The 15,337-nt window shown below is 40.4% G+C and carries 14 protein-coding genes and 1 pseudogene; 10 read left to right on the forward strand and 5 right to left on the reverse strand.

The window, feature by feature from the left end; translation table 11 throughout:
- Positions 1–93 precede the first annotated feature (93 nt).
- The 5 genes from NG743_RS01190 to NG743_RS01210 all read left to right on the forward strand — a co-directional run bounded on the left by NG743_RS01190 (position 94) and on the right by NG743_RS01210 (position 7,615).
- Positions 94–321 carry a hypothetical protein gene (locus NG743_RS01190; RefSeq protein WP_039199568.1) on the forward strand — a complete coding sequence of 76 codons (228 nt, stop codon included), beginning with the start codon at positions 94–96 and terminating at the stop codon, positions 319–321.
- Positions 322–502: 181 nt separating this feature from the next.
- A complete protein-coding gene (locus NG743_RS01195) occupies positions 503–1,879 on the forward strand; it encodes an aminopeptidase P family protein (protein WP_257121313.1) in 1,377 nt (458 codons plus the stop codon).
- A 460-nt stretch (positions 1,880–2,339) separates the two neighbouring features.
- On the forward strand, positions 2,340–2,519 hold the full coding sequence (locus NG743_RS01200) for a hypothetical protein (protein ID WP_257121314.1): 180 nt from the start codon (positions 2,340–2,342) through the stop codon (positions 2,517–2,519).
- Between the two features lie 299 nt (positions 2,520–2,818).
- Positions 2,819–6,376 carry a pyruvate:ferredoxin (flavodoxin) oxidoreductase gene (nifJ, locus tag NG743_RS01205; RefSeq protein WP_027400877.1) on the forward strand — a complete coding sequence of 1,186 codons (3,558 nt, stop codon included), beginning with the start codon at positions 2,819–2,821 and terminating at the stop codon, positions 6,374–6,376.
- Positions 6,377–6,883: 507 nt separating this feature from the next.
- Positions 6,884–7,615: a Uma2 family endonuclease gene (locus NG743_RS01210; RefSeq protein WP_027400876.1), complete on the forward strand. Its 732-nt coding sequence runs from the start codon at positions 6,884–6,886 to the stop codon at positions 7,613–7,615.
- 194 nt (positions 7,616–7,809) lie between these two features.
- Here NG743_RS01210 and NG743_RS01215 read toward each other — a convergent pair whose 3' ends face one another.
- Positions 7,810–8,478: an RNA-guided endonuclease InsQ/TnpB family protein gene (locus NG743_RS01215; RefSeq protein WP_257120970.1), complete on the reverse strand. Its 669-nt coding sequence runs from the start codon at positions 8,476–8,478 to the stop codon at positions 7,810–7,812.
- 53 nt (positions 8,479–8,531) lie between these two features.
- Between NG743_RS01215 and NG743_RS01220 the strand changes: the two genes are divergently transcribed.
- On the forward strand, positions 8,532–8,720 hold the full coding sequence (locus tag NG743_RS01220) for a hypothetical protein (protein WP_306459806.1): 189 nt from the start codon (positions 8,532–8,534) through the stop codon (positions 8,718–8,720).
- Between the two features lie 54 nt (positions 8,721–8,774).
- Here the strand turns inward: NG743_RS01220 and NG743_RS01225 are convergent.
- Positions 8,775–9,320: pseudogene (locus NG743_RS01225) on the reverse strand (RidA family protein); the annotation flags it as partial.
- Between the two features lie 168 nt (positions 9,321–9,488).
- Here NG743_RS01225 and NG743_RS01230 point away from each other — a divergent pair.
- A complete protein-coding gene (locus NG743_RS01230) occupies positions 9,489–9,725 on the forward strand; it encodes a ribbon-helix-helix domain-containing protein (RefSeq protein ID WP_027400875.1) in 237 nt (78 codons plus the stop codon).
- Positions 9,722–10,279: a 6-aminohexanoate hydrolase gene (locus NG743_RS01235; protein ID WP_193964541.1), complete on the forward strand. Its 558-nt coding sequence runs from the start codon at positions 9,722–9,724 to the stop codon at positions 10,277–10,279. Before NG743_RS01230 ends, NG743_RS01235 begins: the two co-directional genes overlap by 4 nt.
- Positions 10,280–10,380: 101 nt before the next feature.
- Here the strand turns inward: NG743_RS01235 and NG743_RS01240 are convergent, their stop codons facing one another.
- Complete coding sequence (locus tag NG743_RS01240; protein ID WP_027400873.1) at positions 10,381–10,815, reverse strand: NUDIX domain-containing protein; 435 nt, start codon at positions 10,813–10,815, stop codon at positions 10,381–10,383.
- Positions 10,816–10,967: 152 nt separating this feature from the next.
- Here NG743_RS01240 and malQ point away from each other — a divergent pair, with 152 nt between their 5' ends.
- Positions 10,968–12,485, forward strand: a complete 1,518-nt coding sequence (gene malQ / locus NG743_RS01245; protein ID WP_193964539.1) for a 4-alpha-glucanotransferase — start codon at positions 10,968–10,970, stop codon at positions 12,483–12,485.
- A gap of 327 nt (positions 12,486–12,812) precedes the next feature.
- Here malQ and NG743_RS01250 read toward each other — a convergent pair whose 3' ends face one another.
- Both NG743_RS01250 and NG743_RS01255 read right to left on the reverse strand, forming a co-directional pair.
- On the reverse strand, positions 12,813–13,589 hold the full coding sequence (locus NG743_RS01250) for a helix-turn-helix domain-containing protein (protein WP_027400871.1): 777 nt from the start codon (positions 13,587–13,589) through the stop codon (positions 12,813–12,815).
- Positions 13,590–13,605: 16 nt separating this feature from the next.
- Positions 13,606–14,379 (reverse strand): pseudouridine synthase, encoded by a 774-nt coding sequence (locus NG743_RS01255; protein ID WP_257121315.1) that lies wholly within the window; start codon positions 14,377–14,379, stop codon positions 13,606–13,608.
- A gap of 142 nt (positions 14,380–14,521) precedes the next feature.
- On the opposite strand from NG743_RS01255, the gene NG743_RS01260 reads away from it, so the two are divergent.
- Positions 14,522–15,235, forward strand: a complete 714-nt coding sequence (locus NG743_RS01260) for an LmeA family phospholipid-binding protein (RefSeq protein ID WP_257121316.1) — start codon at positions 14,522–14,524, stop codon at positions 15,233–15,235.
- The last annotated feature ends 102 nt before the right edge of the window (positions 15,236–15,337 follow it).

Here is a 15,337-nt window from a genome sequence, read left to right on the forward strand (position 1 = left end):
GGTTGGGGGTGGGGTTCTTGTACCTCATAACACCGGCAAGTTCTGTATTACCCATTGCTAACCAACTGACAACTGACAACTAACAACTAACAAATGACTATTACAACCACTGGTACTATCGAACGTCGAAATATTGGACTTGGTGCTTGGGCTTTCGTAACCGAAGATGGTGTTACCTACGAAATCCCCAAAAGTTCCGATAAAACCTTACTAAAAGCCGGACAAAAAGCCAAAATCACCGGAAAAGTCCGAGAAGACTTAATGACAGCCGCAATGATTGGTTCTGTTTTAGAAATTCATTCCTTTGAAGTAATCACATAATTTAAATTTCCAGAATAATTAACCGCAGATGAACGCAGATAAACGCAGATAAAGACGGATAAATTCATGAATTTCATATAGCCTCAAACAAAATTGGTATTAGATCAAAAGCTAATTTAATCTACCTCTTTGCGCCTTTGCTTCTTTGCGTCTTTGCACGAAACCCAAATCTAATTCTCCTATGCACACAAACCTCCCAGAAATTCTCCGTCACCGTCGTCAAAAACTCGCAGAAATCATAGACTTACCCGCCGTTCTCTGGTCAGGTAGTAGCAGTTCCCGCAACTTCCCAGCCAATACCTTCCCCCACCGCGCCAATAGCCATTTCCTTTATTTCGCCGGAATTCCTCTCCAAAACGCCGCCATTCGCCTAGAAAGTGGCAAGCTACAACTCTTTATAGATGACCCCCACCCCAGTAGCACCCTCTGGCATGGAGAAACCCCAAATCGTGAAGAAATCGCTGCCAAAATAGGCGCAGATGAAGCCAAAACAATGGCAGAATTAGCAAATTACTTAGAAGACGTGGCGACCTTGCCAGTACAAGATGCAACTACTTGGACACAGCAAACCCAACTTTTAGATAGATTCATTTTACCAAAAACTCAACTGGAAGGCATTGATTTAGAACTAGCGAAAGCCATTGTTTCTCTGCGGCTTACCCATGATGCAGCAGCATTGATAGAATTACGTAAAGCAGCGGTCGTGAGTGTAACAGCACACAAGGCAGGAATGGCAGCAACATCTTCAGCTAAACAAGAATCAGAAGTCCGCGCCGCAATGGAAGCAGTAATTATGGCTGAGAACATGACCACTGCTTACACCAGTATTGTTACAGTTCATGGTGAAGTTTTACACAATAATCATTATTACCACTCTCTGCAACCAGGAGATTTACTTTTAGCCGACGTGGGTGCGGAAACCCAGACAGGTTGGGCGGCTGATATTACCCGCACCTGGCCTGTTTCTGGTAAGTTTTCATCAACCCAAAAAGACATTTATGATATTGTTTTAGCTGCCCATGATGCTTGTATTCAAAACATCGCCCCTGGTGTAGAATATGCAGAAATTCATCTGTTAGCAGCCACTATAATTGCCGAAGGTTTAGTAAATTTAGGAATTTTGCAAGGTAAACCAGAAGATTTGGTAAAAATGGATCTTCATGCTTTATTTTTTCCTCACGGAATTGGACATCTTTTAGGTTTAGATGTTCATGATATGGAAGATTTGGGAGACATCGCCGGTTATGATCAGGGCAGAAGCAGAAGTAGCCGTTTTGGTTTAAGTTATTTACGATTAAATCGTCCCTTACGTCCAGGAATGTTAGTCACAATTGAACCAGGATTTTATCAAGTTCCGGCAATTTTAAATGATCCAAAAACTCGTTCTCAATATCAATATTTAGTCAATTGGGAACGTTTAGAACAGTTTGCAGATGTGCGAGGCATTCGCATTGAAGATGATGTCTTAGTTACAGAATCAGGGAGTGAAGTTTTAACCGCTGCATTACCAACTGAAACTAGTGCGATCGAAGATTTATTAAATGCCAATTTTTCGTAGGTTGGGTTGACGCAAGGAAACCCAACATGAGATCACATAATTAAGAATTGTAATTCATTAATTCACATTTTCAATACTTTTAAAATCATGAAGAAAAACCCCATAGCATTTATATTTAGGGATTTATAAATGAACTACATTTTTTTATCTCACGCAGAGACGCAGAGGCGCAAAGGAAGAGAGAGTGCGATTCGTTGTGAGTGAATCACGGTGAAAGTCCGTAAATAACCTCACCCGACGACGGAGAAAGGTTGAACTCTCGGCTAGATATGGGTGAAAGTCCCATCTACCAGACTCAGGTATGAACCCCTATCTGTCCACACTGACTCGGTATCTGGAGGGTGAAGCTGGAAACAGGGCGCAATCAGGTTGAGAAACCAAACCCAACACCCCTTCCGATCCACCGCTAATGTTGGGTAGAACGAAGTGAAACCCAACCTTGTATTATTAGCGGACAAAGATGCCCGCACCACAAGAAATTTTTGGGTATTTTTTTAATTGGAAGTCTCTTAGAGGAAGTGATAGCGATCGCTTGACAATCAATACAGTTTCTTGTGTAATTGTCAACTATCTTGCCCAAAAACTTCCCGCACCTCCACCCCATGACAATCATTTAACTTTGATAAATCAAAGATTATAGCTATTGAGTACAATATTAATATTGATATATCTAGAAGATTTACTATTTGCTATAATTAAAATATTGGCTAAAAGTCAGAATAATTCATGAGTAATAATTGATAATTAATAAAACTGTAGAAAATATCACAAATTAACTTCCTGACTTTAGCTGTTTTCAATGCTTATCTTTTTGGTTTCTCTGCATAGATTAGTAAGGTGCGTCAGACGTTAAATCATCCTTAAATTCGACTATTTATCAATCTGACGCACCCTACGGAAAATTGAAACAACCACCAAAAGAGACACAGAAGGAAAATCATGCCCAAATCTTATGCCACAATTGATGGTAACGAAGCCGTTGCCCGTGTAGCTTACAAATTGAATGAAGTAATTGCTATTTATCCGATTACCCCATCTTCAAATATGGGTGAATGGGCTGATGCTTGGATGTCGGAAAATAAACCAAATCTTTGGGGAACTGTTCCCAGTGTTACCCAAATGCAAAGCGAAGGAGGGGCTGCTGCTGCTGTCCATGGGGCATTACAAACGGGGGCATTAAGTACAACTTTCACCGCTTCTCAGGGATTATTATTAATGATTCCTAACTTGTACAAAATTGCCGGAGAATTAACCAGTTTTGTTATTCATGTTTCTGCCCGTTCCTTAGCTACTCATGCTTTATCTATTTTCGGTGATCATAGTGATGTTATGGCTGCAAGGGCGACTGGCTTCGCTTTTTTGTGTTCAGCTTCTGTGCAGGAAAGTCATGATTTTGCTTTAATTTCTCATGCGGCAACTTTAGCAGCAAGAGTGTCATTTATGCACTTTTTTGATGGGTTTAGAACTTCCCATGAAGTGCAGAAAGTTGAGTTGTTATCTGATGAGGATTTACAAGCTTTCATTCCCCAATCTTTAGTATTTGCACATCGTCAACGGTGCTTAACTCCAGATAAACCAGTATTACGAGGAACGGCACAAAATCCTGATGTTTATTTTCAATCTCGTGAAGGTGCAAACCCTTATTATGATGGTTGTGCTGATATTGTTCAAACAATAATGGATAAATTTGGAGAACGCACAGGCAGATATTACAAACTCTATGAATATCATGGCGCACCCAAGGCAGAAAGAGTAATTGTGATTATGGGTTCTGGTTGTGAAACTGTCCATGAAACTGTGGATTATCTCAACAATCAAGGGGAAAAAGTCGGAGTTATCAAAGTGCGGCTTTTCCGTCCTTTTGATGTTGCCAGATTTATAGAAGCATTACCAAATAGTGTTAAATCTATTGCTGTTCTTGATAGAACTAAAGAAGCTGGAAGTGCAGGAGAACCTTTATATTTAGATGTGGTGACAGCTATTTATGAAGGGTGGAAAAAAACTACGTTCCCGAAAATTGTTGGCGGCAGATATGGACTGTCTTCTAAGGAATTTACTCCCGCAATGGTGAAGAGTATTTTTGATAATCTGACTCAACTTAAACCCAAAAATCATTTCACAATTGGTATTAATGATGATGTCACTTTCACTTCTTTGAATTTTGATGCCAATTTCTCTACAGAACCAGATCATGTGGTTCGGGCAATGTTCTATGGTTTAGGTTCAGATGGTACAGTAGGGGCAAATAAAAACTCCATCAAAATCATCGGGGAAGGTACAGAAAATAACGCCCAAGGTTACTTTGTTTATGATTCTAAAAAGTCCGGTTCTATGACAGTTTCTCATTTACGGTTTGGAACTGGAACAATTCGCTCAACTTACCTGATAGACAAGGCTAATTTTATCGGTTGTCACCATTGGGGATTTGTGGAAACTATTGATATTTTAAAAGCTGCTGCACCGGGAGCGACTTTGTTGTTAAATAGTCCTTATGATGCTGATCAGGTTTGGGAAAATCTACCTTCAAAAGTCCAACAGCAAATTATTGACAAGAACCTGAAAGTTTATACTATTAATGCTAGTCAAGTGGCAAAAGATAGTGGTATGGGACACAGAATTAACACTATCATGCAGGTGTGTTTCTTTGCTTTAGCAGGGGTATTGCCAGAAAGAGAAGCGATCGCTAAAATCAAACAAGCCATAGAAAAAACCTATGGCAAAAAAGGCGCGGAAGTTGTCAAGATGAATTTAAAAGCCGTAGACAACACCCTAGAAAATCTCCATTCTGTAAATGTAGAGACGTTCCATGGAACATCTCTACAAAATAACGCAAGATTTCTACAAAATAATGCACCCAAATTTGTCGAGAATGTTCTTAGCAAAATCATGGTTTGGGAAGGTGATGATTTACCTGTAAGTGCGTTACCTGCTGACGGAACTTTCCCCAGTGGAACTGCAAAATGGGAAAAACGCAACGTTGCGGAGGAAATCCCCGTTTGGGAGGCTGATGTCTGCGTTCAATGCGGTAAATGTGTGATGGTTTGTCCTCACGCTGCTATTCGCGCCAAAGCTTATCAATCCAGTGACTTAGTCAACGCACCCATATCTTTTAAGTCCACTAATGCCAAAGATAAGAGCTTTGCTAACCAGAAATTCACCATTCAGGTAGCCCCAGAAGACTGTACAGGCTGCGAAATTTGCGTGAGTGTCTGTCCTGCCAAAAACAAGGCAGAACCCACCCTCAAGGCGATTAATATGAGTCCCCAGTTACCGTTGCGGGAACAGGAACGGGAAAACTGGAATTTCTTTTTGAGTTTACCAAATCCAGACCGGAAAACTTTGAAGGTAAGCCAAATTCGTCAGCAGCAATTACAAGAACCGTTGTTTGAATTTTCCGGTGCTTGTGCTGGTTGTGGAGAAACGCCCTACCTTAAATTATTAACACAATTGTTTGGCGATCGCTCACTCGTTGCCAACGCCACCGGCTGTTCTTCCATTTACGGTGGAAATCTCCCCACAACTCCTTGGAGTCAAAACGCTGACGGTAGAGGTCCTGCATGGTCTAATAGTTTATTTGAAGATAACGCCGAATTTGGTTTTGGTTATCGTTTATCTATAGACAAACAAGGGGAATTTGCAGGAGAATTATTGTCACAATTAAGTAGTGAAATTGGCGATAATTTAGTTAATGCCATTCTCAAAGCTGAACAAAAAACCGAAGCTGATATTTGGGAACAACGGGAAAGAATTGTCATTCTCAACCACAAATTAGCTGAGATTGCGGAAACTATAAAAGACGCAAATCTCAAATCCAAAATCCAAAATCTCAAATCCCTCGCTGATTATTTAGTCAAGAAAAGTGTGTGGATAGTTGGGGGTGATGGTTGGGCGTATGATATAGACTTTGGTGGAATTGATCATGTAATTTCCACAGGGCGCAATGTGAACATTTTGGTGATGGATACAGAAGTTTATTCTAACACTGGAGGACAATCTTCTAAAGCCACACCAAAAGCCGCAGTTGCTAAATATGCAACTGGTGGAAAACCCGCACCCAAGAAAGATTTGGGTTTAATGGCCATGACTTATGGTAATGTTTATGTAGCGAGTGTAGCCTTAGGTGCGCGTGATGAACATACACTCAAAGCATTTTTAGAAGCGGAAGCTTTTGACGGTCCATCAATCATTATTGCTTACAGTCATTGTATTGCTCACGGGATTGATATGACCAAAGGTTTACATCAGCAAAAGGCTCTAGTAGACTCAGGAAGATGGTTGTTATATCGCTATAATCCGGCATTACAAGAACAGGGTAAAAATCCCCTACAATTGGATATGAAAGCACCTTCTGAATCGGTGGAGAAGTCAATGTACCAAGAGAACCGATTTAAGATGTTGACGAAAAGTAAACCGGAGGTTGCCAAGTTGTTGCTAGAACAAGCGCAAATGGAAGTTAATGCTAGATGGGAAATGTATCAATATTTAGCGAATAGGTAAAGGTCTTCCTAAGTAGGGTGTTTGAAAAGTATTAGATGAAACCGATAATCTTCAGAAACCTAACCCCCCTTCCCTACCTCTCCCTAACCCTCTCCTACAGCAAATTGTCATCAAACCCGGAACAAGAACCCCGCCCCCAACCCCCTCCCCGCAAGCGATGAGGGGGCTAAGATGTACCTCATAAGATTGGAAATCGCTGTAAGAGGAGAGGGAAAAGGAAAAAACTTTTTTAGCTGGAATGGGGGTTTCAAACCCACATTTCGGTCCGAGAGAAATGAAGTTAATCCTCTTCTGTCAGATTGGGAAAATTCAATACCTGGGAGGTTTATGGAGCTTTGGTTTTGACATTTTATGCAGCAATTTTATTTTTTAATACATAAAAAAAGTGCCAACCCTTGATGAAATAAGAGTTACAAAAAATGGATTCAATTATTGTTTTCCGAGAGTGACATAACAGGGTTAACTAGTTAAACTAGAATTTACAACCTGAATACAAGAAAACCCATCATGATTATTGCTACCCAAGCATACCAAATCACTTGGGAAAAACTACCCGATGATTACATTCTCCCAGATGATCCAGTGGACAACATCTACCAACCAGCCCAAGCCGCTGCCCTGACTGAAAGCCTCCAACTAGCCGGTAAACTTCCCCCAAATTGCCTCACACCGACTAACTACGGTATCTGTGCCACCGTCAATAGCAAAATTGTCATTAAAGCTCCTGATTGGGCTTATATACCTGAAATTCGCGTCACGAAGCAAGAAGTCTTTCGTAGTTATACACCCCAAATACAGGGAGATATTCCCGTAATAGTGATGGAATTTATTTCTGATACAGACGGAACAGAATATTCCAGTAAACCTACTTATCCCCCTGGAAAATGGTTTTTCTATGAAAAAATCTTAAAAGTACCTAATTACGCCATTTTTGAACCAGATAGCGGTAGTTTAGAATTTTATCAGCTAAACTCTAATACAGGTTTGTACACCTTACAAAATCCTCATGAAAACCAACGTTACTGGATAGAGGAAATGAACCTTTACTTGGGAGTGTGGGAAGGGACAAGGGAAAACCTCACTAGTAAATGGTTAAGATGGTGGGACGAACAGGGAAATTTGCTGTTGTGGAGTTCAGAATTAGTAGAACAAAAACAACAAGAGATAGAACAACAAAAACAACGTGCTGACAAATTAGCTGCCCAATTAAAAGCATTAGGTATCGAACCAGAAAAATAAAAGTAGATTGGGCATTGCCGTTCTATAAAACTTACCCAAAATTACCAAAATCTAGACACATCTGGACAGCGATAATTTTGGTGTTTACTTTCTGCTTCATCGTGGTCTTAGAATGACTTCTAAGAGGTTTTTCCACTCGACAGACAATCTCGGTAGAACTTACCGTTTCTGACCGTAGTTCCTAAAAGGAACCGCTACGCTACAGGGATAAAAATATCCGCAAACCATCGGTCAATGTTCCGCGCTGCATTTAAGTCCCTATCGGCTTTATAGCCACAATCAGGACAAACATAAACGCGGTTTTTTAATGGCATTTTATGACGATGATTCCCACAGTTAGAGCATATTTGAGAACTGGGGAAGAACCTATCCACAAGGATTAATTCACTCCCGAACTTCTCGGTTTTATACTCTAACTGTCGTTTGAACTCATACAATCGTACCCAACCGATTGACGGTAATTTAATTCTTTTACCATCGTTTTTAATTAACGGTTTCGCCTTAGTCCCTGACTCTAAATAAAAAGAATCGTGCTGTCCTTTTTTCTTGAATCGGGGTTGTTTCGATGTTTTGGAAAAACACCTATCCCATGCTTGGCGTAAGTCAGTTAACGCCTTTTGTGGGACATTTTTGTTAACTTCGTAATACCAAGCGTGTTCAGATTTAACCTCGGCGACTAACTTTTTATGCAAGTCAATCGCTGATGGTAATTTAAGTTTTTCGCCTTCTTTGCGAGTAGCTAAAATATCTATAACTTGAGCATTTGCCCAGTTATAGGCGTGTCTAGCTACTCCAGAAGCCTTGCGAAAAGCTGTAATCTGTCGGTTATTTGGAATTAGTGCAGTTTTGAATGATAAAAGCATTGATTCGACCTTTCAATGTTATATTATAGTAAGTATACCAACGATTAAGGTTAATGTCAATGAGATTTGAGAAAAATAATAAACTTGGTGCTAAAAAAATCCTCAAAGCTGAGTTAGACGCTCAACCAATTTGTTTTAAAGGTCGGAAAGGGCAAAGGGAGAAAATTAAAACCGTCCCTGACTGGCCGCAACGGTTAAGGGATTTTGTTGATCAACTTATTGAAGACTTAGACAAACAGTAAGATAAGGATAGTTATGGGTAGAAATTATCTAGCTGTTTCTACCCCACAGGATAATTAACCACCAATAACAGCAATACAATCAATTTCTACCAACACATTTTTAGGCAAACGGGAAACCTCCACACAAGCACGCGCAGGGGCGGTATCTTCGGAAAAATATTTTGCATAAACCGCATTTACAGCGGCGAAATCATTCATATCAGCTAAGAATACACCAGTTTTTACCACATCGGCAAATGTAGCCCCTGCTTCTGTCAGGATAGCTTCAATATTTTTCATTACCTGTTCAGTTTGCTTGACTACATCTTCGGTGTAGACAACATCACCTAAACGGGGATCTATGGCAATTTGTCCAGCTACAAACAACATTTGCCCAGAAGCGAGAATTGCTTGATTGTATGGTCCAACTGGTGCAGGGGCTTTATCGGTACGGATTACTTTACGAGTCATATATATCTCTTTTGGCTCTTTTGTTAATGGTGTTTCTGGTTTACCGAATTCTAAATCTGTAGATGTTTTGTAAACTTCTCCATCTGGCATTATCGCACCTGTGAGGTCGGCATTTTTAAAGGTTGCACCATAAATATTCGCGCCGGTTAAATAGACATCTCCGGTAAAGATTGTAGAGACGTTCCATGGAACGTCTCTACAGGGGTTTCATGCCACGCATATTTAATTTTCACCAGATGTCTAATCGTTAAAGTACAGGTGATGGCAATATTGCCTCATCAATAATTATGGTGTTACGATAGCACTATATAACACTGCATGACAAAAAAAGGAAAATCAAGAGAAAATGAAAGCATAGAAATACCCAGCATTGCCATTATGCCTGAAGGAAAAAGACTAAACATATATTTCACTGATGAGGATGATTTGAAGCTTTATGCAGAAATATCAACGGCAGCGAAAAACGAAAAACGCTCAATGAGCCAAATTGTAAAAATACTTATCAGTGATGCCATAGCGAAGCGCAAACACCAAAAACAAAAAGAACTAACATGACTACAGAACAAAGACTTGACCGCGTGGAAACTGAATTTGCTACCATTCGTCAACTACTGATCTCAGCCGCTACCTATGCTGAATCAGCTAATCGGCGGATTGATGAGTTAGGTACAAAACAAGACCGTACTCAAATCATGTTGGATGAGTTAGGTACAAAACAAGACCGCACTCAAATCATGTTGGATGAGTTAGGTACAAAACAAGACCGCACTCAAATCATGTTGGATGAGTTAGGTACAAAACAAGACCGCACTCAAATCATGTTGGATGAGTTAGGTACAAAACAAGACCGCACTCAGACACAACTTGACCAATTATCAAGCAGAGTTGATGAGTTTATCTTTCATACTCAGCGCCTATTTAACAAAGCAGGTAGTGAGATAGAAGAAACAAAGGCAAGAACTGAAAGATTAGAAGCATTAATGTTAAAACTTGATCGAAACTATGAAGAACAGAAATCACAGTTTCAGGAATATCAATTGACAACTAATGCAGCATTGGAACGAATTGACCGAGTTTTAGACTATCTGTTGAGACAGTCAGGAAATTAAACAGCTTGGGTTTAGCATTGTGCTTTACCCCTACATATTTCTTCTTCCTCTGAATTTGCGTCTTTGCTCCTTAGCGACTTTGCGCGAAACCCATTCCAATCTCAAACCCCCAACCTCGGACGAATCCCATAATTTCTATATTGCCAATAATCCCGCAAAATCCGGTCATGATCAAAACACAAATTACCAGGAACACACCAAGGCGAGAAAATACCCAAACTCTTAGCATCATCACCCGCTAAAGGTTCACCCGTAGCAGTTGCTAAAAAAACAATACTAATCGTATGCTGACGGCGATCGCGCTTAGGATCAGAATACACTAATAACTGTTCGACTAATTCTACTTTTAAACCTATTTCTTCCTCTGCTTCCCTAATTGCCGCCTTTTCCAGCGATTCACCATAATCAACAAAACCACCGGGTAACGCCCAACCTAATGGTTCATTATGTCTTTCAATCAGGATAATGGGGCGATGAGGTCTATCAATTAATTCAATAATGATATCAACGGTGGGTGCAGGATTTCTGTAAGTCATAAAATTTTAGATTTTGGATTTTAGATTTTGGATTAATTATTTACTCTTGTTTCTATTTCTTCATGAATCAGAACAGTCAACGCTGGCTATGGCATGATAAATTCGATGCGTGATTTATAAAAAATTACGTTTTCCTATATTTCAGGTTAAATATGCCTTTTCCTAGATCAAGTGGTATTTTACTACATCCTACTTCTTTCCCCAGTCGGTTTGGTATTGGGGATTTGGGTTTGGAAGCTTATCGGTTTATTGATTTTCTCAAAAATAGTCAGCAGCAATATTGGCAAGTTTTACCGCTAGGCCCGACTGGTTACGGTAATTCTCCCTATATGTGCTACTCCGCAATGGCTGGAAATTACTTTTTGATTAGTCCAGAAAAGTTGTTAGAGGAGGGTTTGTTAATTGCCGAAGATTTGGCTGATTTACCAGATTTTACTATAGATAAGGTAGATTTTAATGAGGTGATCCCTGTCAAGGTCAATCTGCTCATTAAAGCTTGTGAGGATTTTAAAATTAAAGCAAATTCAACTCAAAAACAAGCTTTTGCTAAGTTTTGTGCTGATAAAGGCTATTGGTTAAATAATTATGCGCTATTTATGGCTCTTAAAGATATCCAAAATGGTGCAAGCTGGTACAGTTGGGAACCAGAATTGGCAAAGCGTGAACCAGCAGTTTTAGCTCAGATGGAAAAAGAATTAGCAGAGGAGATTTTTTATTACAAGTTTGTTCAATATGAGTTTTTCCGGCAGTGGTCAGAACTGAAAAACTATGCTAATGACAATGGGATAGAGATTATTGGTGATATCCCTATTTATGTAGCCCATGATAGTGCTGATGTGTGGGCTAATCCTGAGATTTTTGCTTTAGATGCAGAAACGGGAGAAGTGGCTTTAATGGCGGGAGTTCCACCGGACTACTTTAGCGCTACTGGTCAATTATGGGGAAATCCGGTTTATAACTGGGAAGAATTGCAAAAACAAGATTTCAAATGGTGGATATTACGCTTTGAGGCGATGCTGGATTATGTGGATATAATTCGCATTGATCATTTCCGGGGTTTTGAGGCTTATTGGGCTGTTCCCCAGGGAGAAACGACTGCCATGAATGGCGAATGGATTGAAGCACCTGGAGTGGCTTTATTTGAGGCAATTAGAAAGCATTTGGGTAAGTTACCCGTTTTGGCGGAGGATTTGGGAATTATTACGCCAGAAGTGGAAGCACTGCGAGATCAGTTTGAGTTTCCAGGGATGAAAGTATTGCAGTTTGCCTTTGGTTCTGATCCCGGTAATCCTTTTTTACCCTTTAACTACACACGAAATGCTGTAGTTTATACTGGTACTCATGATAATGATACGACTGTAGGCTGGTTTAATGCTGCAAATGATTACGAAAAGCAAAATCTATTGTTGTATTTGGGTTGTATCAGTCCAGATGGTATAAACTGGGATTTAATTAGGTTAGCTTTGAGTTCTATTGCCAATCAAGCAATTATACCTTTGCAGGATGTATTAGGTTTGGGGACTCAAGCCCGGATGAATTTTCCCAGTACAGCAGTGGGAAATTGGGAGTGGCGTTACCAATCGGGGGTATTAACGCCAGATTTAAGCGATCGCCTAAAAACTCTCACTTTCCGTTGCGGACGCGCTTATAGGGAAGCAGGTGATAGGTGACGGGGAGTTGGGGGAGTTGGGGGAGTTGGGGGAGTTGGGGGAGTTGGGGGAGTTGAGGGAGTTGGGGGAGTTGGGGGAGTTGGGGGAGTTGGGGGAGTTGGGGAGTTGGGGGAGTTGGGGAGTTGGGGAGTTGGGGGAGTTGGGGAGTTGGGGGAGTTGGGGGAGTTGAGGGAGTTGGGGGAGTTGAGGGAGTTGGGGGAGTTGGGGGAGTTGAGGGAGTTGGGGGAGTTGGGGGAGTTGGGGGAGTTGAGGGAGTTGGGGGAGTTGAGGGAGTTGGGGGGGAGAAAGAATTTTCCTACTGACTCCTGACTCGGTGACTCCTGACTCCTATAGGTTTGGTTTGGCAGCGATGTTGATTTCTTGAGCTTTGCCGAGTTCTCCCATTTCCTTTGCTTTTTGCTGATTCACACTCATTAACACACCACCAGCATTATCAGTTTTTACTGTCAGTTGCTCGGTGGCGTTCCAGGTGCGGCTAGAACCTTGTGGTAAAACTCCCTCAAAGGCTGTTTTACCATCCGTAACCACACTAATCCAAGATGAAGCCTTGAGGGTGACACCAATTTGTACTGATTGATCCCCTTGCTTGTTGATAAATGTATTATTAACCGCTTCTTGCTTTGCCAATTGGGTTACAGTTTTTGGTTGAATTTGGCGATTGTTTGCTTGCAAAGTCGAATTATTCAACAACTGGGATAAACCGTTAACAGAGCAGAAAATTAGTGCAATATAAAACAGGTAAAGATGAATAGGGCGTAATTGAGGAACAGCTTGTACTTTCCAATTTGATTGAACACTTACTGATTGAGAACCAATGGGGAAATGACTAGCAAATTCTCCACCACGAATTCCTAAAGCGTCTGCAAACTGTCTAATTAAGCCTTGAACATAGATGGGTTCTGGTAAGTCGCTTAAATTACCTTCTTCAATGGCTTGTAAAAGCCGTCGAGGAATTCTGGTGAATACGACTAACTCATCTAGAGTTAAACCCTGTTCCTGCCGTAGCGAACCTAGTTGAGAGCCAAGTTGCCCTAACTTTTCGGCTTGATGTTCCTGGATAGAAGGTTTGATTGACTGTTTACCCTTCTTTCTGAACCATTTCATGTTTTTCTTTTACTCCTTAACTCGGCTTTGTCTTAATAGGTGTGCGAATTATCTGCTTATTTAAAAAACTAATTTCATCCTGGGTAAGATGACGGTATTTACCAGATGGCAAGGATGCTGTTGTTGATGTTTTTAATTGAATTGAACCAATAGCCGTGCGATGTAGCTTAATGACTGGATATCCCAACTGTTCGGCTATACGACGAATTTGACGGTTTCTTCCTTCTTGTAAAACTATCTCTAAACAGCTTTGATCAATATAATTTTCAATCAGATGCACCTGAGCAGGTCTTGTGATTCTTCCTTCCAGAACTATACCCTGACTCCATTTTTCGAGAACCTTTGCTGGGGGATGTCCTTGAACTACAACACGGTAGGTCTTGGAAATACTATGACTGGGATGGGTAAGTCCATAGGTCAATTCTCCATCATTGGTTAAAATCAATGCTCCCGTCGAGTCTACATCCAAACGACCAACCGGGTGAATACCCCATCCGGTTCTTAATACTGACGGGAGGAGATCCAAAACCGTCAGTCTTCCTTGGGGATCATGACAAGTGGAGACAATTCCTGCTGGTTTATGCAGTAATAGATACATTTTGGATGGACGCTGTTCTCCCAGTACAGGTTGACCATCTATAGAGATTTTATCTTGGTGAGGATCGACTTTTTGTCCTAAATGTGCTATTACCCCATTCACACATACTCGTGATTGCCTAATCATTTCTTCGGCTTCACGTCGTGAGGCGATACCCCATTGAGCGAGAATTTTTTGTAACCGTGCCTCCATGTTTAAATTGTGATTCTTCCCTTGAATATTTTTATACTGCTAATGTTTGCATTTTGTTGTTAACAAACTTCCATGTTAAATTTAAGGTTTGTTTAAGATACTCAAGTTTTGAGCATATTTACATTGATATAACCGTCGAAAAATGACAGAACCAAGTTCCCCAAATAAAAATAACAGCAAAGTCAGGATCATTACAAAAGTTTTAACATCAGCGATTAAGCTTTGGTTAAGAAGCCAATTGAATCAAGTATCTCATTTAGAGGTACATATTACAGCAAGCGATCGCCAATTGCTGTCTGGTTGCATTCCTGGAGTATCAATTTCTGCTAGTAATGCCGTGTATCAAGGTCTTCATGCTACACAAATTGAACTTCGGGCAGAAAAGATCCAACTGAATGTGGCTTCAATTTTGAAAGGACAACCTTTACAATTATCAGCAATAGTACCTGTAGTTGGTAAGCTGATAATCGCTGAACAGGATCTTAATAATTCTCTGTCATCTCCATTATTATTAACAGCTATAAATGATGTACTGATTCCACTATTAGCAGAATATAGCCTAAATTCCAAGGACATTACTTGGCGAAAAATCACCCTTGACAATCAGGTATTGATCCTGAATGGTATCCCAGTCTCTGAGATAGAAGGGGCATTTTTCGATATTTATTTAGGCTTAGAACTGCTCAATGGTCAAGAACTACAATTAACACAGGTTCAAATCAAGACTGATCGGCAGGTGCTTTGGGAAAGAAATGCTCCTTATATTATAAATCTGGGAACAGATGTTGATATCGAAAAAATTTCTCTGATACCGGAACAACTTAGTTGTTATGGACGTATTAATATTAACCCATAATCATTAAAAAATCAAAATTCAATATTCCCTGAATTTACTTTAAATTATATGGCTATTGTGAGTGATACGGGCAACTGGAGACTATATCTTCTCTTGGTTACT

This window comes from Dolichospermum heterosporum TAC447, from assembly GCF_024584745.1.
GTDB classification, from domain to species: Bacteria; Cyanobacteriota; Cyanobacteriia; order Cyanobacteriales; family Nostocaceae; genus Dolichospermum; species Dolichospermum heterosporum.

Excerpts from the sequence above, each read along its gene's own strand:
- NG743_RS01200 (WP_257121314.1), top strand. The coding sequence starts at position 2,340 with ATGCCCGCACCACAAGAAATTTTTGGGTATTTTTTTAATTGGAAGTCT.
- NG743_RS01220 (WP_306459806.1), top strand. The coding sequence starts at position 8,532 with ATGTCAATGAGATTTGAGAAAAATAATAAACTTGGTGCTAAAAAAATC.
- malQ (WP_193964539.1), top strand. The coding sequence starts at position 10,968 with ATGCCTTTTCCTAGATCAAGTGGTATTTTACTACATCCTACTTCTTTC.
- NG743_RS01260 (WP_257121316.1), top strand. The coding sequence starts at position 14,522 with ATGACAGAACCAAGTTCCCCAAATAAAAATAACAGCAAAGTCAGGATC.
- NG743_RS01250 (WP_027400871.1), bottom strand. The coding sequence starts at position 13,589 with ATGAAATGGTTCAGAAAGAAGGGTAAACAGTCAATCAAACCTTCTATC.
- NG743_RS01210 (WP_027400876.1), top strand. The coding sequence starts at position 6,884 with ATGATTATTGCTACCCAAGCATACCAAATCACTTGGGAAAAACTACCC.
- NG743_RS01215 (WP_257120970.1), bottom strand. The coding sequence starts at position 8,478 with ATGCTTTTATCATTCAAAACTGCACTAATTCCAAATAACCGACAGATT.
- NG743_RS01190 (WP_039199568.1), top strand. The coding sequence starts at position 94 with ATGACTATTACAACCACTGGTACTATCGAACGTCGAAATATTGGACTT.
- NG743_RS01240 (WP_027400873.1), bottom strand. The coding sequence starts at position 10,815 with ATGACTTACAGAAATCCTGCACCCACCGTTGATATCATTATTGAATTA.
- NG743_RS01255 (WP_257121315.1), bottom strand. The coding sequence starts at position 14,379 with ATGGAGGCACGGTTACAAAAAATTCTCGCTCAATGGGGTATCGCCTCA.
- nifJ (WP_027400877.1), top strand. The coding sequence starts at position 2,819 with ATGCCCAAATCTTATGCCACAATTGATGGTAACGAAGCCGTTGCCCGT.
- NG743_RS01235 (WP_193964541.1), top strand. The coding sequence starts at position 9,722 with ATGACTACAGAACAAAGACTTGACCGCGTGGAAACTGAATTTGCTACC.
- NG743_RS01195 (WP_257121313.1), top strand. The coding sequence starts at position 503 with ATGCACACAAACCTCCCAGAAATTCTCCGTCACCGTCGTCAAAAACTC.
- NG743_RS01230 (WP_027400875.1), top strand. The coding sequence starts at position 9,489 with ATGACAAAAAAAGGAAAATCAAGAGAAAATGAAAGCATAGAAATACCC.